This is a genomic window from Streptomyces sp. DF42 (assembly GCF_058267695.1).
In genome coordinates this window covers 1,580,994-1,602,426 of the sequence record NZ_CM177859.1, presented here as the reverse complement: position 1 = coordinate 1,602,426, position 21,433 = coordinate 1,580,994, and the positions used below count along the sequence as shown (strand labels likewise).

Here is a 21,433-nt window from a genome sequence, read left to right as displayed (position 1 = left end):
CTCCGACGCCGCAGCCGCGGCCTTCGCCGTGGATGTCTCCGTTGCTCATGGCGGCTCCTAGGCCCTGTCCCGGGGTGATCGGCCCGGTCCTCCGTGCAGGGTGCGTTTCCCGTGGCGACTTCAGCCGAAGGCAGGGAAGCTCCCGCGCCCCGCACGGCGTCCGTGACGAGCGTGCCGTCGCAGCCGAATCGCCAGTGGGGAACGGGCCTGGTCTTCAGGCGGGGCCCGCGCGGCGCGTGCCTGGATACACCGTTTATGTACGGCGATGTCGACTGACACCGGAAGTGTTCACCGGCGCCCACAGAGCGTCAAGGTCGCCGACGGCAACGGTGACAGCCGCCGCGGTGTCCGTGCGAAGGAGGAACGTCCGTCGGTTATGACGATCAGCCTAGGCCTGGTTCCGCCACCGCGCACCCGGCCTGGGCGGGCGCCGCCCCCGAGCCCCGCCGGATCTCGTGGCCCGCCAGCCCCGCTCGGCCCAGTACCCAACTCGCTCCCTGCAGCGATTTCGCGGCTTTCTTCAGCGGTGCCAGACATGCGGCCGCCTGACGGTGGTCCATCACACTGCCCGGTGGACACAAGACGGTGGCCAGGGACAACGTGACGGGCCGCCCGCCGGCCGACCAGGGCGTGTCCAGCACCGAGGCGGCCAGCGGATCCAGCCACTCCGGCTCGGCGAGCACCAAAAAGTCGTCCCCACCGATGTGGCCGACCCGGGTGCTTCCGGACGCCGCGTGCTGCAGCGCCCTACCCACCGACCGGATCAGCTCGTCGCCCGCCGCGAATCCGGCTCCATCGTTGACCTGCTTGAAGTGATCAACGTCCAGCCAGCTCAGCGCGAACGTCCGGCCGTCCGCGATGCGTCGGTCCACTTCGCCGGTGATGGCGTCCGAACCCGGAAGCCGTGTCAGTGGATTGAGCCCGGCCGCCTCCTCGACCCGGCTCTCGGCCAGCGCGCGCACCAGGTCCGCGAGCCGTACGACACCGACACACCTCCCGTGCCGGTCCACGACCGCCACATCGTCCGATGTACGGCTGCGGTCACCGACGGCAACCACGTCCAGGACCTCCCAGGCAGTGGCATCGACCCCTACCGTCCGAGGGTGGTCGCCGAGCTTGGCGGCGGGCCGGTCGGCGTACAGCGCATGGCCATAGCGCCCCGACATCGACAGCAGAAAGCGCGAGCGATGCACGGAACGGACCGGGAGCCCGTGCTGGTCCACGAGCAGCACCCCGGACACCTCCGGCGACCCGGTCAGCAGTGCCCGCACCTGACCGGCCGACGCGGTGGCCGGCAGCAGCGCCGCGGGCCGCACGAACTCCAGCACCGAAGGTCCAGACCTCGGAACCGTCACGGCACCCGGGGAGCGGGGCGGAACGTATACGTCCGCCGCGGGAAGCCGGGCCGGCGGCGCGAACAACTCACCCTGTGCCAGCTGGGCTCCGGCCGAGATCGCGGCCCCGCACTGCAGTTCCGTCTCCACACCCTCGACGGACAGGAGCGCTCCCATCTGCTCGCACAGTGTCCGCATGGCCTTCACCGCCGCAGGCCGAGCCAGCAGCGACGCGTCCAGTTTCACCAGGTCGGGCCCCATGTCGGTGAGCAATCGCAGGGGTAGGTCACCGTCCCCGACGCCGTCCGCACTGATCCGGAAGCCCTGGGCCCGCAGCGCGCCCACCGCCTCCAGCAGCGCCTGGTGCGGTACGTGCGTGTACGGCGGCCCGATGTCGATCGTCACCTCCCACGGCAGCCGGCCCGCCGTGCGGACGGCGTCGTGCAGTGGAGTGAGGCCACCGAGGTCGGCGAGGGTACCGGCGAACACGTTGACGTGCAGCGGCAGCAGCGTCTCCTTGCGCGCCGCCGCACGGACCGCCAACACCGCAAGCCGGCCGTCGAGTTCAGGGTCCCGGCGAGCCTCGGCCAGGACGTCGCCGGCCTCAGGGCGGGCGAGTATCTCCAGCCCCGCGACTCCGCCGGTGGTCAGGTTGACCACCGGTTGGAAGGCGAAGCGGAGAGTATCCGTCCAGGAGCGCACGGGAGCATGATGGCTCCACCGAAGCACGCTCAGGGCCAGTTCATGAGACGTTCACACAGGATTCCGGGGCGGTCACGCAGCGTACGAGAAAGGGCTTACGTCGCACGACGGCCATGTTCTTCCGGCCCGTCCCCGAACGGCTGCTCACCGCACTGCGATCACCGCCGATCCGTGCCCGAACAATCCCTGGTTCGCCGTGATCCCCACGCGCGCCCCCGCCACCTGCCGCTCACCCGCCTCCCCTCTCAACTGCCAGGTCAGCTCGCAAACTTGAGCGATCGCCTGAGCCGGAACCGCCTCGCCGAAGGAGGCCAGCCCACCGCTGACGTTCACCGGTATGCGGCCGCCCAGGGCTGTCGCGCCCTCCCGCAACAGCTTCGCGCCCTCTCCCTGCCCGCACAGCCCCAGATCCTCGTACCACTGCAACTCCAGGGCGGTGGACAGGTCGTACACCTCCGCGAGGGAGAGGTCCTCGGGTCCGACGCCCGCCTCCTCGTAGGCCGCTCGCGCGATCGACGCCCGGAACGGGTCGGCGGCCGGTTCCTGGGACGCCGCCGAGTCCGTCGCGATGTCGGGCAGATCCAGCACCGTGTTGGGGTAGCGGGGTGTCACCGTGGACACGGCCCGGATCCGCACCGGCGGATTCGTCGCGTGCCGACGCGCGAACTCCATGCTGGACAGCACCAGCGCGGCACCTCCGTCCGACGTCGCGCAGATGTCGAGCAGCCGCAGCGGATCGGCGACCACGGCGGACGCGGCGACCTCATCGGCGGTGACCCGCGTCCGGTAGCGCGCGTTCGGATTGAGCGCCCCCAGCGCCGAGTTCTTCACCTTGACCTGTGCGAAGTCCTCCAGCGTGTCACCGTGTACGGCCATGCGACGGCGGGCGTACAGCCCGAAGTACGTGGGATTGGTCGCCCCCAGAACCCGGAAGCGAAGCCAGTCCGGATCGTCGGGCCGGTCTCCGCCCGCCGGCCGGAAGAATCCCTTGGGTGCCGCGTCGGCCCCCACCACGAGGACCACGTCCGCGAGCCCCGAAAGGATCTGCGCCCGCGCGGTGTTGACGGCCTGCGCCCCGGACGCGCAGGCGGCGTACACGCTGGCTACCCGGGCCCCCTGCCAGCCCAGTGCCTTCGCGAAGGTCGCCCCGGCCACATACCCCGGATAGCCGCCACGCACGGTGCCGGCCCCGACGACCGAGCCGACGTCCCGCCACCCGAGCCCGGCGTCGGCGAGCGCGGCACGGGCCGCCGCAGCCCCGTACTCGACGAAACTGTGCCCCCACTTGCCCCACGGGTGCATGCCCGCGCCGAGCACCGCCACCTCACCCGTCATGCCTCCACCCCCGTCGGCCGCCAGTGCCAGGTCGTCCAGATCGTCTCTGTGTCCTCATGGAGCACTCCGGGCACGACCTCCACCTCCATGCCCACGGCCAGGTCGGCGACGGTGATCCCCGGAGCCGCCTGCCCCAGCACAACGATTCGCTCGGGCTCCAGCTCCACAGCGATCAACGTGTACGGCTCCCACGGAAGTTCCGGGTCGGTCACATAGGGTGACGGAGGTCGATACCGGCTGTCCGTGTACGACCAGACGCGCCCCTGTCGTGAAAGGGGCACCTCCTCCAGATCTCCGCCCGGGCACCCGGGATTACGGCAGTGCGCGTCCTCGCGGGGGAAGAAGAGCGAGGTGCACGCCGCACAACGCGTCCCGAGGAGCCTGAAGCCGTCCCCGTCGCCGGTGAACCACCCATCGACCACAGGCGTGCGTGTACGCGACAAAGTTCCTCCTCGCCAAGGGATCTGACGGAACGTCAGAAGTCTGCCACGGGCATCCGGAAATCGGCAGTGCGCTCGATCGAACCGAACCGGTCCTTGGTGCGTCGTCGTTACGGAAGGGACGGCCGGGATCCACGGGGGTGGTTCCGGCCGTCCTTTCGCGCATCCGGGGTGAACCGCATCCGATCGCTTCCCGGACGCAACGTCTTCCTGATAGATGCAGGAGACATGACACATCTCTCCCGTGCAGTACGCGGTGTGATCACCGCACTCGCCGCCCTGCTGACCGTGACCGCCGCATCCGCCACCGCACAGGCCAGGACGACGGCGGAATCCAAGGCACCGAAAGACTTCGTGGCCCTGAGAACGGTGGACCCGACGATCATCCAGGAGATGCGCTACTTCACTCCGCACAACTTCGTCGGCGAGCGCATCGACGGCTACCAGCAGCCGATCTGCATCCTCACCCGGCCGGCCGCCGAAGCCCTCCACAGGGCCCAGACGAGGCTGCTGCGCAAGGGCTACACCCTCAAGGTGTACGACTGCTACCGGCCACAGCGCGCCGTCAACCACTTCGTCCGCTGGGCCGAGGACCTCGACGACCAGGCGATGAAGGGCGAGTTCTATCCGAAGGTCGACAAGACCCGCCTGTTCGAGGACGGTTACATCGCGGAGAAATCCGGCCACAGCCGCGGCTCGACCATGGACCTCACCATCGTGAGGCTCCCCGAGAAGCCGACCCGGCCGTACCACCCCGGAGAAGCACTCGTCCCCTGCTACGGGCCCAAGGGTGAGCGCTTCCCCGACAACTCCGTCGACATGGGCACCGGCTTCGACTGCTTCGACACCCTCGCCCACACGCTCGACCCGCGCATCCAGGGCGATCAGCGCGCCAACAGGCTGCTCCTCAAGGGCACCCTCGAGGGGCTCGGATTCGTGAACCTCGCCGAGGAGTGGTGGCACTACACGTACAAGCCCGAGCCCTACCCGGACACCTATTTCGACTTCCCCGTGTCCTGGAAGTCGCTCGCCAGCGGCTACTGAGTGGCCTGCCGGAGACGCCCTTCCCGTGATCGGATACATTCCGCTTCGTGTCCGAAACTCAAGCCTCAACCCCCAACTCCGCGCCCGACTCCCACTGTTCGAGCTGCGGAGCGCCCTACGGGGAGGGCGCCTCCGGTTGGCCCCGCACCTGTCCGGCCTGCCACGCGGTGGCCTACCGCAACCCACTGCCTGTGGCGATCGCGCTCCAACCCGTGTACGACACGAAGGGCACCGCCCTCGTCGTCATCACCCGAACCATCGCCCCCGCGCGCGGGGGCATAGCCCTGCCCGGCGGTTACATCGACGACCGCGAGGACTGGCGGCAGGCCGTCGTCCGCGAACTCAAGGAAGAGACCGGTATCGACGCGGCCGGCCGCGACGTACGGCTCATCGACGCCATGAGCTCCCCGGACGGGCATCTGCTGCTGTTCGGGCTCCTCCCGGAGCGATCGGCCGAGGGCCTTCCCCAGTCTGCGGCGACGGACGAGACGGAGGGCTGGCACCTTCTGCGCAGGGCGGAGGAACTCGCCTTCCCATTGCACACGCTGGCTGTGCGGGCCTGGTTCGAGGGCCGGTACGTCTGAATCAGCTCTCCTAGAGCCCGCGCACGCGCACCGGGTAGGGCGGCTCGCTCGCGCCGCCCTCGTCCTCCCGCTCGACCACCAGCCGTCCCCCCGTCCAACGGGCAACGTAGCGCTCGAGTTCCGGCTCGTCCCACCCGTCGCCCGCGTCCTGCACCACCAGTCCGCTCCCGGTCTGCCCCTGGGCGGGCGCCCACACCTCCAGTTCCAACCCGCCGTCGTCCCCGCGCACGGGGACGACGGCACCCGCGCGTGCGAGCACCGGAATCCGCGACAAGGGGGCATCGAGGAGCACCTGTCCCGGCCCCTCGTACACCTGCTCGGTCACTGTGTCGTACCAGCGCCCACGGGGCAGCTGCACCGCACGCCGGTCCGCGCCCGGATCGAGTACCGGCGCCACCAACAGGCAGTCGCCCAGCAGGAAGGCGTCCTCACAGTCGCGCAGCGCACGGTCCTCCGGCGCCGACCACCACAGCGGCCGCACGTAGGGCGCGCCCGTGCGACGGGCCAGGTGCGCGAGCGTCATGAAGTACGGCAGCAGCCGCCGCCGTTCGACGAGCGCCACGCGCGCGTGCTCCAGCACCTCGGCACCGAACTCCCAAGGCTCCCTGCGCCCCGCACGCATACTCGCATGCGTCCGGAACAGCGGCAGATACGCGCCCAGTTGGAACCATCGCAGATACAGCTCGGGCGACGGACTCCCGTCGAAACCGCCCACGTCCGGTCCCGAATACGGCACCCCGCACAGCCCTAGCCCCATGACCAGTGACAACGAGGCCCGCAGCCCCGGCCAGCCCGTGGCCACGTCACCGGACCACGCGCCCCCGTAGCGCTGCATGCCGGCCCAACCGGAGCGCGAGAAGATGAACGGCCGCTCCTGGGGAGCCAGTTCGCGCAGCCCTTCGTAGCCTGCCCTTGCCATGCACAGCGCATAGACGTTGTGCGCCTCCCGGTGGTCCCCGCCTCGGCCTTCGAGCGAGTGCCTGGCCGACCGAGGCAGCGTCGTCTCCCCGAAGGCCGTGAACGATGTGGGTTCGTTCATGTCGTGCCAGAACCCTGAGAACCCCTGGCCGAGCCGCTCCTCGTACAGACGACCCCACCATGCGCGCACGCGCGCGTGGGTGAAGTCCGGGAACGCCGCCTCCCCGGGCCACACCACCCCTCGTACGACCCGCCCCGAGGCGTCCCGCACGAACGCGTCCTCGGCCGTCCCGCTGTCGTACACCGCGTTGCCCTCGGCGGCGCCGACCGCAGGGTCGACGATCGACACCAGCCGGATCCCGTCCCGCCGCAGCTCCTCGGCCAGCACCGGCAGCTGGGGAAAGTGCTCGTGGTCGACGGTGAACACCTGGTGTTCGTCGTAGTGGTCGATGTCCAGATGGACTGCGTCGAGCGGCAGCCCGCGCTCCTGGTAGCCGGAGACGATCCGCCGCACTTCCTGCTCACTGCCGAAGCCCCAGCGCGCGTGGTGATGACCCAGCGCCCACGCGGGCGGGAGCGCCGGTGCACCCGTCAGCGAGGCCCAGACGAGCAGCACGCGCGCGGGGGTGCCCACGATCACCCAGCAGCGCAACGGGCCGCCGTCCATGCGCAGCTCGGAGGTCCCTGCCCGGTCGTGCCCGGAACCGGCGCCCTCCTCGCCCTCCCGCAGTGTCACCGTGCCGTCCCAGGAGGTGTCGTGGAACACGAGATGCGTCGCCGCGTCCGCCGCCACCAGCTGCACGGGCATCGTGAGGTACAGGGGATCGTCTCCGGGACCGAACGCGTGGCCCGGATCCGTGTTCCACAAGCGGTACGTTCCCTCGCGCAGCCGAGGTCCCGACGACCGCCCCCCGAGCCCGAAGAACCGCGCGTCCGCGGCCACCTCCGACCGCTGCATCCAGCGTGCCGTGCCACCGTCGACCGGCTCCCACCACCGGGGCGGCAGATCGCGGCGCAGGGTCACACCACCGGGCGTACGAACCTCGACGGCTCCGTGCCGCGAGACGACGACCGTCACCCGCTCGGCCACGACCCGCCAGCCACCGTCCTTGTCCGGCTCCAGGACCGCCCGGGGATCCGGCTCCGGGCAGCGGCCCGCCAACGCGTACGACGGCTCGGGAGAGGCCCCGTCCCAGCCCCAGAAGACCGCTCCGTTCACCGCAACGACGATGCGCAGCTCGGAACGGCTGAACCGGACGATGCCACCACCCGGGCCGGGCTCCACCTCCTGCACGGGCCCGGGCACCCGCGCGCGCTCGGCGCCTCGCGACGGCAGGGCGGAGGCGTCCGCACGCCTCCTGCGCCATGCGGCTCGCACGATACGCAACCTCTGGGCCGCCTCCGAAGAACCGACCGCTTTTATCGAACGCACCAGGTCACGACCGTCCATGCTGCTCACCCTGCCATTGAACGCCCCACGCGTGTGTGCCGTTCAACTGCCGTTCACCCGTGCCGGGACCACATCTTCACGGGACGGACTATGTGGGTCGCGCCCTAGTGTAGAAGTCGATCACATGGCATCGTCCGTGTCAGCCGCGTCACGCGCACACCCCAGCACGTGCGCGCCAGACGCACACGACGCGCACAGTCCGGGAGCCGCCCCATGTCGACCGTGAACCCCCAGCCACTCTGGCAGCCAGATCCGGAACGTCGCGCCCGGGCGCAGGTCACAGAATTCCAGGCCTGGGCGGCCGAGCACCACGGCGCCCCTGCCGAGGGCGGCTATGCGGCACTGCACCGCTGGTCCGTCGACGAACTGGAGACGTTCTGGAAAGCCGTCACCCAGTGGTTCGACGTACGGTTTTCGACTCCTTACGCGCGCGTGCTCGGCGACCGCTCGATGCCGGGTGCGCAGTGGTTCCCCGGAGCGACGCTGAACTACGCGGAGCACGCCCTGCGCGCGGCCGCGACCCGCGCGGACGAACCCGCCCTCCTGTACGTCGACGAGACACACGAACCGCGCCCGGTGACGTGGTCCGAGCTGCACCGCCAGGTCGGCTCCCTGGCAGCCGAGCTGCGCGCCCTCGGCGTACGCCCCGGTGACCGCGTCAGCGGCTACCTCCCGAACATCCCGCAGGCCGTCGTCGCCTTCCTCGCCACAGCGGCCGTGGGCGGTGTCTGGACGTCCTGCGCCCCCGACTTCGGCGCCCGCAGCGTCCTCGACCGCTTCCAGCAGGTCGAACCGGTCGTCCTGTTCACCGTCGACGGCTACCGCTACGGAGGCAAGGAGCACGATCGCCGCGACATCGTCGCCGAGCTGCGCCGAGAACTGCCCACGCTGCGTGCCCTCGTCCACATCCCGCTCCTCGGCACCGAACCCCCCGAGGACGCCCTTGAATGGTCGGCCCTGACCGGCGCCGACGTGGAGCCCGTCTTCGAACAGATCCCCTTCGACCACCCTCTATGGGTGCTCTACTCCTCGGGCACGACCGGCCTCCCCAAGGCCATCGTCCAGTCCCAGGGCGGCATTCTGATCGAACACCTCAAACAGCTCGGCCTGCACTGCGACCTGGGCCCCGAGGACCGTTTCTTCTGGTACACGTCGACCGGCTGGATGATGTGGAACTTCCTCGTCTCCGGCCTCCTCACCGGGACGACGATCGTGCTCTACGACGGCAGCCCCGGCTTCCCGGACACGGGCGCCCAGTGGCGCATCGCCGAACGGACCGGAGCCACCCTCTACGGCACCTCGGCGGCGTACGTCATGGCCTGCCGCAAGGCCGGCGTGCACCCAGCGCGTGACTTCGACCTGTCCAGGGTGAAGTGCGTCGCCACCACCGGATCCCCGCTGCCACCCGACGGCTTCCGCTGGCTGCACGACGAGTTCGCGGAGAGCGGGGCCGATCTGTGGATCGCGTCCGTGAGCGGAGGCACCGACGTGTGCTCCTGCTTCGCAGGAGCCGTACCGACCCTCCCGGTGTACGTCGGCGAGCTCCAGGCCCCCGGCCTCGGCACCGATCTGCAGTCCTGGGACCCGAGCGGCAAACCGGTGATCGACGAGGTCGGCGAGCTCGTGGTCACCAACCCCATGCCCTCGATGCCGATCCGCTTCTGGAACGACCCCGACGGCAGCCGCTACCAGGACAGCTACTTCGACACGTATCCCGGCGTGTGGCGCCACGGCGACTGGATCACCGTCACCTCCCGCGGCTCCGTCGTCATCCACGGCCGCTCCGACTCCACGCTCAACCGCCAGGGCGTGCGCATGGGCTCCGCGGACATCTACGAGGCCGTCGAGCGCATCCCCGAGATCAGGGAATCCCTCGTCATCGGGGTCGAACAGCCCGACGGCGGCTACTGGATGCCCCTTTTCGTGCACCTGGCCCCCGGCACACCCCTGGACGCCGCCCTGCTGGGCCGCATCAAGCAGACCATCAGGGAACAGCTCTCACCGCGCCACGTCCCCGACGAGATCATCGAAGTTCCCGGCATTCCGCACACCCTCACCGGCAAGCGCATCGAGGTGCCGGTCAAGCGCCTCCTCCAGGGCACTCCACTGGAGAAGGCAGTCAACCCCGGCTCGATCGACAACCTGGATCTGCTGCACTTCTACGAGGATCTCGCCCGTAAGCGCTCCTGAGACGCCGCTCAACCACCGTAGGTGGCCTCGGACTCGCCGAGCACGGCAGCGAAGTCCGAGGCCAGCCGCGCCGCGTCGGTCGGCGCGAGCGCCGCCACGGAAATCCGCACCCCTGGTGGCGACGACGAACGGAACCTGGCCCCGGCCGCGACCCACCAGCCGTACGAGCGCAGCCCGTTCACCACGGCCGACTCGTCCTGCACGGGCACCCACAGATTCATTCCGCTCGCCCCATGGGCATCGATTCCGCGCCCGCTCAGCTCGTCGAGCAGAGCGCCGCGGCGCAGCGCGTACGTCTCCTGAGCTGATGTCACCAACGCGCGCGTGGCGGCATCCGTCAGCAGCCCGTGCACGATTTCCTGGAGCAGGTGACTGACCCAGCCCGACGTCAGCAGCAGCCGGCCGTCGTGGCGGGCCAGCGTGGTCGCATCGCAGGCCGCCGCCGCCCACCGCAGGTCGGTGCCCAGGAACTTGCTCACCGTCCGCACATGCACCCAGCGCGTCAATCCACCGCCGGTCAGCGAGCGGAGGGGAGCGCCGGAGACCTCCGACGCGTGGTCGTTCTCGACGACCAGCACATCGGGTTCCTCACGGAGCACTTCCAGAAGTGCGTCCCGGCGTACAGCCGAGAAGCAGCCGCCGTACGGGTTCTGCGCCCGTGGACTGCACACCAGGGCCCGGACACCCGCCCGCAGCGCCCTGCGCACGGCGTCGGGACGTAGACCCTCGTCGTCCACGGCAACCGGGACGATCCGCAGCCCCAGAGCAGTGACCAGATCCAGCAGATGGTGGTATCCGGGGTCCTCCATGGCCACGGCATCGCCGGGCCGCAACTCCACGGACAGAAGCCGGCCGATCAGGTCCAGCGCTCCGTGCGCGAAGGTCACGTGGGCCACCGGCACACCCTCGGGCCCGATCCAGTCGCGCACGACCTCCTCCAGTCGTGCCAGTCGGGGCATCGAGCGGTGCGCTCTGACCCCGGGTGACAGACGAGACGGGGGGGCGAGAGCGGGAAGGAGCGAGGGATCGGGGTGCCCACCGGACAGGTCCCGCAGCCCCTCGGGCACTTTGGGCGGCCGACGTGACGCCACCGCGGGAGCGGACGCCACCACGGTCCCGCCCCGCCCGCGCGTGACGACGATTCCACGTCGGCGCAGCTCCTTGTAAGCCGTGGCGACCGTACCGGGACTGACCCCGAGGTCGTCCGCGAGCCGTCGCACGGGAGGCAGCGCGGCCTCGGGCCCCAAGGATCCCTCCGCCACGGCCCGTTCGACGGACGCGGCAATTCCCTTGGCTGTCGTACCAGTGATCCCATATTGTGTTGCCACGTTGGAAATTATGTATCAGTACATAATCGAAGGCAAGGGGGGAGCAGTGCAACGGACGTACCGCGCAGCCGCATGGTCGAGCCGGATACCCGGAGGCCGCGACGGACGCAGAATGCTCGTCATCGCGCTCGTCGACCGGACCGGAAGCGGACTCTGGGCCTCCGTGTCAGTCCTGTACTTCACCTACGTCTCGGGCCTCTCGGTCGCTCAGGTCGGCACGCTCGCCGCGACCGCCGGAGCCATCGGTATCGCCGGCGCACCTCTTGGCGGTCGCATCGCCGACCGGTTCCCGCTCACCCGCGTGCTGCTCGTCGTCCAACTCCTGCGCGCGCTGGCCTCCTTGGCGCTCCTCACCACGAACGACTTCGGACTGCTCCTCACCTTCTCCGCAGTCGGCAGCCTCGGCGACCGCGCGGCGAGCGTCCTCACCAGGCTGTACGCCACCCGGGTGGCAGGACCGGACCGCGTCCGCTACCAGGCCGTCCAGCGCACCGTCGCCAACGCCGGATGGGCCCTGGGAGGCCTCGCCGCCGCAGCGGCCCTGGCGTTCGGCACCTCAGCGGCCTACCAGTGGCTCCTGGCCGGCGACGCCGTGTCGTTCCTCGCCTCCGCATTGCTCACCCTGCGCTGCGACGAACCCCCGTCCCCGTCCCGCACGGTGACCACCTCGAAGTCCCCGGCACCGAAAACCAAGCCGACAAGCGCAAGCCCCTGGCGCGACCGCACCTACCTCGCCTACGTGTCCACCGAAACCGTTCTCTTCCTCGACGACGCGGTCTTCAAAGTCGGCCTGCCTCTTTGGATCGCGCACACGGACACCGCACCACACGGCCTCGCGCCCCTGCTGATGGTCCTCAACAACGTGATGGTGGTGGCCCTCCAGGTCCCCCTGGCCCGCTTCGGGATCACCACTGCGGCCGCTCGCAGGCTCCTGGTCCCGCTGTCGGCCGCCTTCGCCCTCGGTGGCCTTGCCATGGCGTTCTCGGCCACGAGCGGCGCCGTCACCGCGACCCTGTTCCTGACCGCCGCGGCAGCCGCCTTCACGGTGGCCGAGATGCTCCACGCAACCATTTCCTGGGAACTGTCCGTCGCCCTCGCCCCCGGCACGGCGCAGGGCGCTTACCTCGGTGTGCACGGCCTGGCCCAGTCCGCCCAACGCAGCATCGGACCACTCGCAGTCACCGCGGCCATAGCCGCCGGCCCGGCCGGCTGGGCCTGCTTCGGCACCGTAATCGCCTTGACCTGCGTAGTTCAGCACCGCCTGGTCCGCGATGCCCTCACCCACACGTCATTGTCAGTGCCGCCGATTACTGTGAGTGAGCATTGATCGACCGTGCACAGGGGGAAAGATGGCGCACACCGACCACCAGACCATGCGACGCGTCCTGCGGCGCGAAATCGCGGGCACCATCGGCCTGCTCACCGACGAACACGACTTCCGCGCCATGCGGCGCTACCGCAGCTTCGCCTTCGACAACCACACCAGCTATCTCCAGCAAGTGGAGGCTCTCCTCAAGACGCGCGCCGCCCAAGGCAACCACACCACCGTTGCCCTCTTCGACCCGCAGGAGTACGCCGCATTCTGCGAGGACACGGGCCTCGACCCTGACGTCCAGTCCAGCCGCACACGCTTCACCGCCGAACTGGCCACAACAGGACCGCTGCTTCCCTACGAAGGCCAGCCCCTGGCCGACCTCGTCCCGGCCCTTGTCGACGAAGCCGTTCGCCAGGCCACCCGGGAGTACGCGTCCACCCTCCTCGCCCGCCTCGGCGCCTGCGCCTCCTGCGGCGAGGACATCGGCCGCGCGGCCTTCACCCGCGCCTCCCACCTCCTCGTACGCATCCTGGACACAGCAGGACCGGGCAACCGCCACCTCGTGTGCAGCGTCTTCGCAACGCCGGAAACCCTCTTCTCCGTGCTGCACGCCGATCAGGACGACCACAGTGCCCTACGACTCGACGAGGCCGAAGCCCTCGAATTCACCACGGTCCTGGCCCTCGGCATCGCCACCCAGAGCCCGGGCGGACTCGTGATGCGCACCAGCGCCCCCGGGGCCACCGACCGTGTCTACGGATGGCGCCTGCGCGGAGAGGGCCTCGAAGCCCTCACGGCAGGGGAGGTGTTCGACGCCTACTGCACCGACATCGATTCCGGAGACCTGATCTCCCCGGAATCGGACGTGGACTACTGCGTACCGCCCGACCTCGGGCAGGAGGGACCGGAGCCGGGACACCGCCACTGAAGCAAAAGGGGGCGCTTCATCCATGGATGAAGCGCCCCTCACTGACAGCCACCGGCGAAACAACAGCCGATCTCTGCCCGACTACTCGCCGGACAGCACCGCCTGAGCCGCGTTGCGCGCCTCCTCGGCGCTCTCCGTGGCCCGGGCTGCCTCAGCCGCACGCTCGCACTGGGCCAGCGTGTACTTGCCCAGCGTGGCCCGGACGTAAGGAATTGACGCCGCACCCATGGAAAGGGAGGTGACACCCAGACCAGTCAGCACACACGCGAGCAGCGGGTCGGACGCGGCCTCACCGCAGACTCCGCAGCTCTTGCCCTCGGCCTTCGCCGCCTCGGCTGACAACGCGACCAGGTCGAGCAGCGCGGGCTGCCACGGATCCTGCAGCCTGGACACCGCGCCGACCTGACGGTCGGCGGCGAATGTGTACTGCGCGAGGTCGTTGGTCCCCAGAGACAGGAACTCGACCTCCTGCAGAATCGACCGAGCCCTCAGCGCGGCCGAAGGGATCTCCACCATCGCGCCGAACTTCGCCTGCAGCCTCGCCGCACGGCACGCGTCCGCGAACGCCTTGGCGTCGGCACGGTCCGCCACCATCGGAGCCATCACCTCGAGGTAGACCGGCAGACCCTCGGCAGCCTTCGCGAGCGCTGTCAGCTGGGTGCGCAGTACCTCCGGGTGGTCGAGCAGCGTCCGCAGACCCCGCACACCGAGCGCCGGGTTCGGCTCGTCGGCAGGCGTCAGGAAGTCAAGCGGCTTGTCCGCACCGGCGTCCAGCACCCGTACTACGACACGGCCCTCTGGGAACGCCTCGAGCACCTGCCGGTAGGCCTCGACCTGCTTCTCTTCAGAGGGGGCGTTCTTGCTGTCGTCCAGGAAGAGGAACTCGGTGCGAAACAGACCGACGCCCTCGGCCCCGGCCTCGACAGCGGCCGGCACGTCGGCGGGACCGCCGACGTTGGCCAGCAACGGCACCTTGTGACCGTCGGAGGTGGCGCCGGGCCCCGTCGTGGCAGCGAGCGCGGCCTTGCGCTCAGCGGCCGCGGCCTCCAGCTGCGCCTTCTTCTCGGCGCTCGGGTTCACGAAGATCTCGCCGGTGCTGCCGTCCACCGCGATCACGGTGCCCTCGGCGAGCTCACCGGCGCCCGGCAGCGCCACCACAGCCGGCACACCGAGCGCCCGCGCCAGAATCGCGCTGTGGCTGGTCGGCCCGCCCTCCTCGGTGACGAAACCCAGGACCAGGGTCGGGTCGAGCAGAGCCGTGTCGGCAGGCGCAAGGTCGCGTGCAATAAGAACGTACGGCTCGTCGCTGTCCGGGACGCCCGGCATCGGCACCCCGAGCAACCGGGCGACGATACGATTCCGCACGTCGTCCAGGTCGGCCACACGACCGGCGAGGTACTCACCGGCACCGGCCAGCAGGGCGCGGTACGCGGCGAAGGCGTCGTAAACAGCGCGCTCGGCCGTACTCCCCACGGCGATACGCCGCTCGACATCCGCCATCAACTCGGGGTCCTGGGCCATCATGGCCTGCGCTTCGAGCACCGCCTGGGCTTCGCCCCCGGCCAGATTACCGCGGGCCATCAGGTCGGCCGCCACAGCTTCCACGGCCTGGCGAGCGCGCCCCTGTTCACGCTCCGCGTCCTCCGCCGGAATCTGCTTGGCAGGCGGCTCGAGTACCGCCGTTCCCATGTGCCGAACCTCGCCGATCGCCACACCATGGCTCACACCGACGCCTCGCAGCGTTGTCTCCATCTCACCCGTCTCCGATAGTGCGGCGGGTCCCGCCGCCGCGGTTGTTGTCCTACCTGCCGTCATGCGACGGCACTGAGGTCACTTCCAGACGAAAAGGCTGTCGCCGGCCTTCACGTCGCCGTCGTCACGAAGTTCGGTGAGAGCCTCGGCAGCGGCCTCGAGCGCCACGATCGGGCAGACCGCCGACTTGCCGGCGGCCTCCACGGCGGCCGGGTTCCAGCGCACCACGCCCTGTCCCCGTGTCACGGTGTCGCCCTTGTTGACGAGCAACTCGAAACCCTCGCCGTTCAGCTGCACCGTGTCGATGCCGAGGTGGGTAAGTACTCCGTGACCCTGCTCGTCGACCACGACGAAAGCGTGGGGATGGAGGGAGACGATGACTCCGTCCACGGGGGCAACGGCCTCGGAAGGCTCGCGCACGGGATCGATCGCGGTACCCGGGCCGACCATGGCCCCGGAGAAGACCGGATCCGGCACTGCTGCCAGTCCGATGGCGCGTCCTGCGATCGGGGACGTCACGGTGGTCATGGGAAGCCTCCCAGAGGTGGAGATCCACTTGGGCCGTCACTACCTGTATGGGACGGCGCACTGTGGAGCAGGTTAGGTCATACGAAGTAACCGGTTCCGCATGAAAGATACCGGATAGTGGTCTAGACCACCAGCTCAATCGATTTGCCCCTGCTTCCCGGCCCCGTGTACAGTCGTACTCCTGCTTGAGACCGAGCGGCGCGACCAAGTGTCCTTGCTCAGCAGCACCCATACTTGTCAGATCCTATCCCGGGGTCACCTTCTGCATGCCCGCAGGAGCGTGGTCAGGGGGCCGGAAAAACACTGATAGAGTTTGGAACACCGAAGGGAAGCGCCCGGAGGAAAGCCCGAGAGGGTGAGTACAAAGGAAGCGTCCGTTCCTTGAGAACTCAACAGCGTGCCAAAAATCAACGCCAGATATGTTGATACCCCGTCCGCCGGAATCTTCCGGTGGTCGAGGTTCCTTTGAAGCAAAACACAGCGAGGACGCTGTGAACGGCTGGGCTTATTCCGCCCGGCTGTTCCGCTCTCGTGGTGTCATCCCGATTACGGGACAACATTCACGGAGAGTTTGATCCTGGCTCAGGACGAACGCTGGCGGCGTGCTTAACACATGCAAGTCGAACGATGAAGCCCTTCGGGGTGGATTAGTGGCGAACGGGTGAGTAACACGTGGGCAATCTGCCCTTCACTCTGGGACAAGCCCTGGAAACGGGGTCTAATACCGGATATCACTGTCACTCGCATGGGTGGTGGTTGAAAGCTCCGGCGGTGAAGGATGAGCCCGCGGCCTATCAGCTTGTTGGTGAGGTAATGGCTCACCAAGGCGACGACGGGTAGCCGGCCTGAGAGGGCGACCGGCCACACTGGGACTGAGACACGGCCCAGACTCCTACGGGAGGCAGCAGTGGGGAATATTGCACAATGGGCGAAAGCCTGATGCAGCGACGCCGCGTGAGGGATGACGGCCTTCGGGTTGTAAACCTCTTTCAGCAGGGAAGAAGCGAAAGTGACGGTACCTGCAGAAGAAGCGCCGGCTAACTACGTGCCAGCAGCCGCGGTAATACGTAGGGCGCAAGCGTTGTCCGGAATTATTGGGCGTAAAGAGCTCGTAGGCGGCTTGTCACGTCGGGTGTGAAAGCCCGGGGCTTAACCCCGGGTCTGCATTCGATACGGGCTAGCTAGAGTGTGGTAGGGGAGATCGGAATTCCTGGTGTAGCGGTGAAATGCGCAGATATCAGGAGGAACACCGGTGGCGAAGGCGGATCTCTGGGCCATTACTGACGCTGAGGAGCGAAAGCGTGGGGAGCGAACAGGATTAGATACCCTGGTAGTCCACGCCGTAAACGGTGGGAACTAGGTGTTGGCGACATTCCACGTCGTCGGTGCCGCAGCTAACGCATTAAGTTCCCCGCCTGGGGAGTACGGCCGCAAGGCTAAAACTCAAAGGAATTGACGGGGGCCCGCACAAGCAGCGGAGCATGTGGCTTAATTCGACGCAACGCGAAGAACCTTACCAAGGCTTGACATACGCCGGAAAGCATCAGAGATGGTGCCCCCCTTGTGGTCGGTGTACAGGTGGTGCATGGCTGTCGTCAGCTCGTGTCGTGAGATGTTGGGTTAAGTCCCGCAACGAGCGCAACCCTTGTCCTGTGTTGCCAGCATGCCCTTCGGGGTGATGGGGACTCACAGGAGACCGCCGGGGTCAACTCGGAGGAAGGTGGGGACGACGTCAAGTCATCATGCCCCTTATGTCTTGGGCTGCACACGTGCTACAATGGCCGGTACAATGAGCTGCGATACCGTGAGGTGGAGCGAATCTCAAAAAGCCGGTCTCAGTTCGGATTGGGGTCTGCAACTCGACCCCATGAAGTCGGAGTTGCTAGTAATCGCAGATCAGCATTGCTGCGGTGAATACGTTCCCGGGCCTTGTACACACCGCCCGTCACGTCACGAAAGTCGGTAACACCCGAAGCCGGTGGCCCAACCCCTTGTGGGAGGGAGCTGTCGAAGGTGGGACTGGCGATTGGGACGAAGTCGTAACAAGGTAGCCGTACCGGAAGGTGCGGCTGGATCACCTCCTTTCTAAGGAGCATCTAGACCGCCAGGCGTGCCTGGTGGTCCAGGGCCATTACGTCGGCACACGTTCGACGGTGGTTGCTCATGGGTGGAACGTTGATTATTCGGCATCTTCGGTCATCTCAGGCTGTGAGTACTGCTCTTCGGGGCGTGGAAAGCTGATCATGAGTGGTGGGGGGTGCCGGGCACGCTGTTGGGTGTCTGAGGGTACGGCTGATTGTTAGCTGCCTTCAGTGCCGGCCCCAGTGAACTCGCCGAGTGTGGCGGGGTGATGGGTGGCTGGTCGTTGTTTGAGAACTGCACAGTGGACGCGAGCATCTGTGGCCAAGTTTTTAAGGGCGCACGGTGGATGCCTTGGCACCAGGAACCGATGAAGGACGTGGGAGGCCACGATAGGCCCCGGGGAGTCGTCAACCAGGCTTTGATCCGGGGGTGTCCGAATGGGGAAACCCGGCAGTCGTCATGGGCTGTCACCCTTGCCTGAACACATAGGGCAAGTGGAGGGAACGCGGGGAAGTGAAACATCTCAGTACCCGCAGGAAGAGAAAACAACCGTGATTCCGGGAGTAGTGGCGAGCGAAACCGGATGAGGCCAAACCGTATGCGTGTGAGACCCGGCAGGGGTTGCGTATACGGGGTTGTGGGATCTCTCTTTTACGGTCTGCCGGCCGTGAGACGAGTCAGAAACCGTTGATGTAGGCGAAGGACATGCGAAAGGTCCGGCGTAGAGGGTAAGACCCCCGTAGTCGAAACATCAGCGGCTCGTTTGAGAGACACCCAAGTAGCACGGGGCCCGAGAAATCCCGTGTGAATCTGGCGGGACCACCCGCTAAGCCTAAATATTCCCTGGTGACCGATAGCGGATAGTACCGTGAGGGAATGGTGAAAAGTACCGCGGGAGCGGAGTGAAATAGTACCTGAAACCGTGTGCCTACAAGCCGTGGGAGCGTCGGAATGTGCTTGCACATTCTCGTGACTGCGTGCCTTTTGAAGAATGAGCCTGCGAGTTTGCGGTGTGTTGCGAGGTTAACCCGAGTGGGGAAGCCGTAGCGAAAGCGAGTCCGAATAGGGCGTTTTAGTAGCGCGCTCAAGACCCGAAGCGGAGTGATCTAGCCATGGGCAGGTTGAAGCGGAGGTAAGACTTCGTGGAGGACCGAACCCACCAGGGTTGAAAACCTGGGGGATGACCTGTGGTTAGGGGTGAAAGGCCAATCAAACTCCGTGATAGCTGGTTCTCCCCGAAATGCATTTAGGTGCAGCGTCGTGTGTTTCTTGCCGGAGGTAGAGCACTGGATAGGCGATGGGCCCTACCGGGTTACTGACCTTAGCCAAACTCCGAATGCCGGTAAGTGAGAGCGCGGCAGTGAGACTGTGGGGGATAAGCTCCATGGTCGAGAGGGAAACAGCCCAGAGCATCGACTAAGGCCCCTAAGCGTACGCTAAGTGGGAAAGGATGTGGAGTCGCACAGACAACCAGGAGGTTGGCTTAGAAGCAGCCACCCTTGAAAGAGTGCGTAATAGCTCACTGGTCTAGTGATTCCGCGCCGACAATGTAGCGGGGCTCAAGCGTACCGCCGAAGTCGTGTCATTGCAGCATGAGGGCCAACGCCCGCTGTGATGGGTAGGGGAGCGTCGTGTGCCGGGTGAAGCCGCGCCGGAAGGCAGTGGTGGACGGTTCACGAGTGAGAATGCAGGCATGAGTAGCGATACACACGTGAGAAACGTGTGCGCCGATTGACTAAGGGTTCCTGGGTCAAGCTGATCTGCCCAGGGTAAGTCGGGACCTAAGGCGAGGCCGACAGGCGTAGTCGATGGATAACCGGTTGATATTCCGGTACCCGCTGTGAAGCGTCAAACATTGAATCAGGCGATGCTAAGTCCGTGAAGCCGTTCCGGACCCTTCGGGGAATGGAAAGTGGTGGAGCCGACGGACCAGACTTGTAGTAGGTGAGTGATGGGGTGACGCAGGAAGGTAGTCCAGCCCGGGCGGTGGTTGTCCCGGGGTAAGGGTGTAGCCCGTCATCCAGGTAAATCCGGATGGCATGTGGGTGAGACCTGATGCCGAGCCGATTGTGGTGAAGTGGATGATCCTATGCTGTCGAGAAAAGCCTCTAGCGAGTTTCATGGCGGCCCGTACCCTAAACCGACTCAGGTGGTCAGGTAGAGAATACCGAGGCGTTCGGGTGAACTATGGTTAAGGAACTCGGCAAAATGCCCCCGTAACTTCGGGAGAAGGGGGGCCATCACTGGTGATGACATTTTCTGTCTGAGCTGGGGGTGGCCGCAGAGACCAGCGAGAAGCGACTGTTTACTAAAAACACAGGTCCGTGCGAAGCCGTAAGGCGATGTATACGGACTGACGCCTGCCCGGTGCTGGAACGTTAAGGGGACCGGTTAGTGCGCTTTCGGGCGTGCGAAGCTGAGAACTTAAGCGCCAGTAAACGGCGGTGGTAACTATAACCATCCTAAGGTAGCGAAATTCCTTGTCGGGTAAGTTCCGACCTGCACGAATGGCGTAACGACTTCTCGACTGTCTCAACCATAGGCCCGGTGAAATTGCACTACGAGTAAAGATGCTCGTTTCGCGCAGCAGGACGGAAAGACCCCGGGACCTTTACTACAGTTTGATATTGGTGTTCGGTTCGGCTTGTGTAGGATAGCTGGGAGACTGTGAACTCTGGACGCCAGTTCAGGGGGAGTCGTCGTTGAAATACCAGTCTGGTCGTGCTGGATGTCTAACCTGGGTCCGTGATCCGGATCAGGGACAGTGTCTGATGGGTAGTTTAACTGGGGCGGTTGCCTCCTAAAGAGTAACGGAGGCGCCCAAAGGTTCCCTCAGCCTGGTTGGCAATCAGGTGTTGAGTGTAAGTGCACAAGGGAGCTTGACTGTGAGACCGACGGGTCGAGCAGGGACGAAAGTCGGGACTAGTGATCCGGCGGTGGCTTGTGGAAGCGCCGTCGCTCAACGGATAAAAGGTACCCCGGGGATAACAGGCTGATCTTCCCCAAGAGTCCATATCGACGGGATGGTTTGGCACCTCGATGTCGGCTCGTCGCATCCTGGGGCTGGAGTCGGTCCCAAGGGTTGGGCTGTTCGCCCATTAAAGCGGTACGCGAGCTGGGTTTAGAACGTCGTGAGACAGTTCGGTCCCTATCCGCTGCGCGCGCAGGAATATTGAGAAGGGCTGTCCCTAGTACGAGAGGACCGGGACGGACGAACCTCTGGTGTGCCAGTTGTTCTGCCAAGGGCATGGCTGGTTGGCTACGTTCGGGAGGGATAACCGCTGAAAGCATCTAAGCGGGAAGCCTGCTTCGAGATGAGTATTCCCACCCACTTGATGGGGTAAGGCTCCCAGTAGACGACTGGGTTGATAGGCCGGATCTGGAAGCCCAGTAATGGGTGGAGGTGACCGGTACTAATAGGCCGAGGGCTTGTCCTCAGTTGCTCGCGTCCACTGTGTTGGTTCTGAAACCACGAACAGCCCCGTTGTCGGGCCACGACAACG

The 21,433-nt window shown here is 66.7% G+C and carries 12 protein-coding genes and 2 rRNA genes; 7 read left to right on the top strand and 7 right to left on the bottom strand.

Translation table 11 applies throughout. The features are described from left to right. Positions 1 to 383: 383 nt before the first annotated feature. From ACYUED_RS07235 to ACYUED_RS07225, 3 genes are all read right to left on the bottom strand, one after another. A complete protein-coding gene (locus ACYUED_RS07235) occupies positions 384 to 2,036 on the bottom strand; it encodes an EAL domain-containing protein (RefSeq protein WP_491291462.1) in 1,653 nt (550 codons plus the stop codon). A gap of 144 nt (positions 2,037 to 2,180) precedes the next feature. Continuing rightward, positions 2,181 to 3,371, bottom strand: coding sequence for a lipid-transfer protein (locus tag ACYUED_RS07230; protein ID WP_491291461.1), 1,191 nt, complete (start codon positions 3,369 to 3,371; stop codon positions 2,181 to 2,183). After that, complete coding sequence (locus ACYUED_RS07225) at positions 3,368 to 3,793, bottom strand: Zn-ribbon domain-containing OB-fold protein (protein ID WP_491294176.1); 426 nt, start codon at positions 3,791 to 3,793, stop codon at positions 3,368 to 3,370. Before ACYUED_RS07225 ends, ACYUED_RS07230 begins: the two co-directional genes overlap by 4 nt. Before the next feature lie 246 nt (positions 3,794 to 4,039). Here ACYUED_RS07225 and ACYUED_RS07220 point away from each other — a divergent pair, with 246 nt between their 5' ends. Both ACYUED_RS07220 and ACYUED_RS07215 read left to right on the top strand, forming a co-directional pair. Further along, positions 4,040 to 4,855 carry a M15 family metallopeptidase gene (locus ACYUED_RS07220; protein ID WP_491291460.1) on the top strand — a complete coding sequence of 272 codons (816 nt, stop codon included), beginning with the start codon at positions 4,040 to 4,042 and terminating at the stop codon, positions 4,853 to 4,855. Between the two features lie 47 nt (positions 4,856 to 4,902). Then, on the top strand, positions 4,903 to 5,439 hold the full coding sequence (locus ACYUED_RS07215; RefSeq protein ID WP_491291459.1) for an NUDIX domain-containing protein: 537 nt from the start codon (positions 4,903 to 4,905) through the stop codon (positions 5,437 to 5,439). A 10-nt stretch (positions 5,440 to 5,449) separates the two neighbouring features. On the opposite strand, the gene ACYUED_RS07210 is transcribed toward ACYUED_RS07215, so the two are convergent. Further along, the gene (locus ACYUED_RS07210) at positions 5,450 to 7,807 is read right to left on the bottom strand and encodes a glycoside hydrolase family 31 protein (RefSeq protein ID WP_491291458.1); all 2,358 of its coding nucleotides are present in this window, start codon (positions 7,805 to 7,807) and stop codon (positions 5,450 to 5,452) included. Between the two features lie 213 nt (positions 7,808 to 8,020). Here ACYUED_RS07210 and ACYUED_RS07205 point away from each other — a divergent pair, with 213 nt between their 5' ends. Further along, complete coding sequence (locus ACYUED_RS07205) at positions 8,021 to 9,997, top strand: acetoacetate--CoA ligase (protein ID WP_491291457.1); 1,977 nt, start codon at positions 8,021 to 8,023, stop codon at positions 9,995 to 9,997. An 8-nt stretch (positions 9,998 to 10,005) separates the two neighbouring features. On the opposite strand, the gene ACYUED_RS07200 is transcribed toward ACYUED_RS07205, so the two are convergent. Continuing rightward, complete coding sequence (locus ACYUED_RS07200; protein WP_491291456.1) at positions 10,006 to 11,325, bottom strand: aminotransferase class I/II-fold pyridoxal phosphate-dependent enzyme; 1,320 nt, start codon at positions 11,323 to 11,325, stop codon at positions 10,006 to 10,008. Positions 11,326 to 11,437: 112 nt separating this feature from the next. On the opposite strand from ACYUED_RS07200, the gene ACYUED_RS07195 reads away from it, so the two are divergent. Then, on the top strand, positions 11,438 to 12,652 hold the full coding sequence (locus tag ACYUED_RS07195) for an MFS transporter (RefSeq protein ID WP_491291455.1): 1,215 nt from the start codon (positions 11,438 to 11,440) through the stop codon (positions 12,650 to 12,652). A 22-nt stretch (positions 12,653 to 12,674) separates the two neighbouring features. Continuing rightward, positions 12,675 to 13,568: a DUF8829 domain-containing protein gene (locus ACYUED_RS07190; protein WP_491291454.1), complete on the top strand. Its 894-nt coding sequence runs from the start codon at positions 12,675 to 12,677 to the stop codon at positions 13,566 to 13,568. A gap of 81 nt (positions 13,569 to 13,649) precedes the next feature. Here ACYUED_RS07190 and ptsP read toward each other — a convergent pair whose 3' ends face one another. After that, on the bottom strand, positions 13,650 to 15,320 hold the full coding sequence (ptsP, locus tag ACYUED_RS07185) for a phosphoenolpyruvate--protein phosphotransferase (protein WP_491291453.1): 1,671 nt from the start codon (positions 15,318 to 15,320) through the stop codon (positions 13,650 to 13,652). A 78-nt stretch (positions 15,321 to 15,398) separates the two neighbouring features. Further along, positions 15,399 to 15,848, bottom strand: coding sequence for a PTS sugar transporter subunit IIA (locus ACYUED_RS07180; protein WP_491291452.1), 450 nt, complete (start codon positions 15,846 to 15,848; stop codon positions 15,399 to 15,401). Between the two features lie 559 nt (positions 15,849 to 16,407). On the opposite strand from ACYUED_RS07180, the gene ACYUED_RS07175 reads away from it, so the two are divergent. Continuing rightward, positions 16,408 to 17,933, top strand: a 16S ribosomal RNA gene (locus ACYUED_RS07175). A 316-nt stretch (positions 17,934 to 18,249) separates the two neighbouring features. After that, positions 18,250 to 21,367 (top strand): 23S ribosomal RNA (locus tag ACYUED_RS07170). The 16S and 23S rRNA genes sit together here, the layout of an rRNA operon. Positions 21,368 to 21,433: the final 66 nt, after the last annotated feature.

What these genes read in the sequence shown, in the direction of transcription:
- ACYUED_RS07230 (WP_491291461.1), bottom strand. Translation starts at nt 3,371, where the DNA reads ATGACGGGTGAGGTGGCGGTGCTCGGCGCGGGCATGCACCCGTGGGGC.
- ACYUED_RS07205 (WP_491291457.1), top strand. Translation starts at nt 8,021, where the DNA reads ATGTCGACCGTGAACCCCCAGCCACTCTGGCAGCCAGATCCGGAACGT.
- ACYUED_RS07180 (WP_491291452.1), bottom strand. Translation starts at nt 15,848, where the DNA reads ATGACCACCGTGACGTCCCCGATCGCAGGACGCGCCATCGGACTGGCA.
- ACYUED_RS07190 (WP_491291454.1), top strand. Translation starts at nt 12,675, where the DNA reads ATGGCGCACACCGACCACCAGACCATGCGACGCGTCCTGCGGCGCGAA.
- ACYUED_RS07220 (WP_491291460.1), top strand. Translation starts at nt 4,040, where the DNA reads ATGACACATCTCTCCCGTGCAGTACGCGGTGTGATCACCGCACTCGCC.
- ptsP (WP_491291453.1), bottom strand. Translation starts at nt 15,320, where the DNA reads ATGGAGACAACGCTGCGAGGCGTCGGTGTGAGCCATGGTGTGGCGATC.
- ACYUED_RS07195 (WP_491291455.1), top strand. Translation starts at nt 11,438, where the DNA reads ATGCTCGTCATCGCGCTCGTCGACCGGACCGGAAGCGGACTCTGGGCC.
- ACYUED_RS07210 (WP_491291458.1), bottom strand. Translation starts at nt 7,807, where the DNA reads ATGGACGGTCGTGACCTGGTGCGTTCGATAAAAGCGGTCGGTTCTTCG.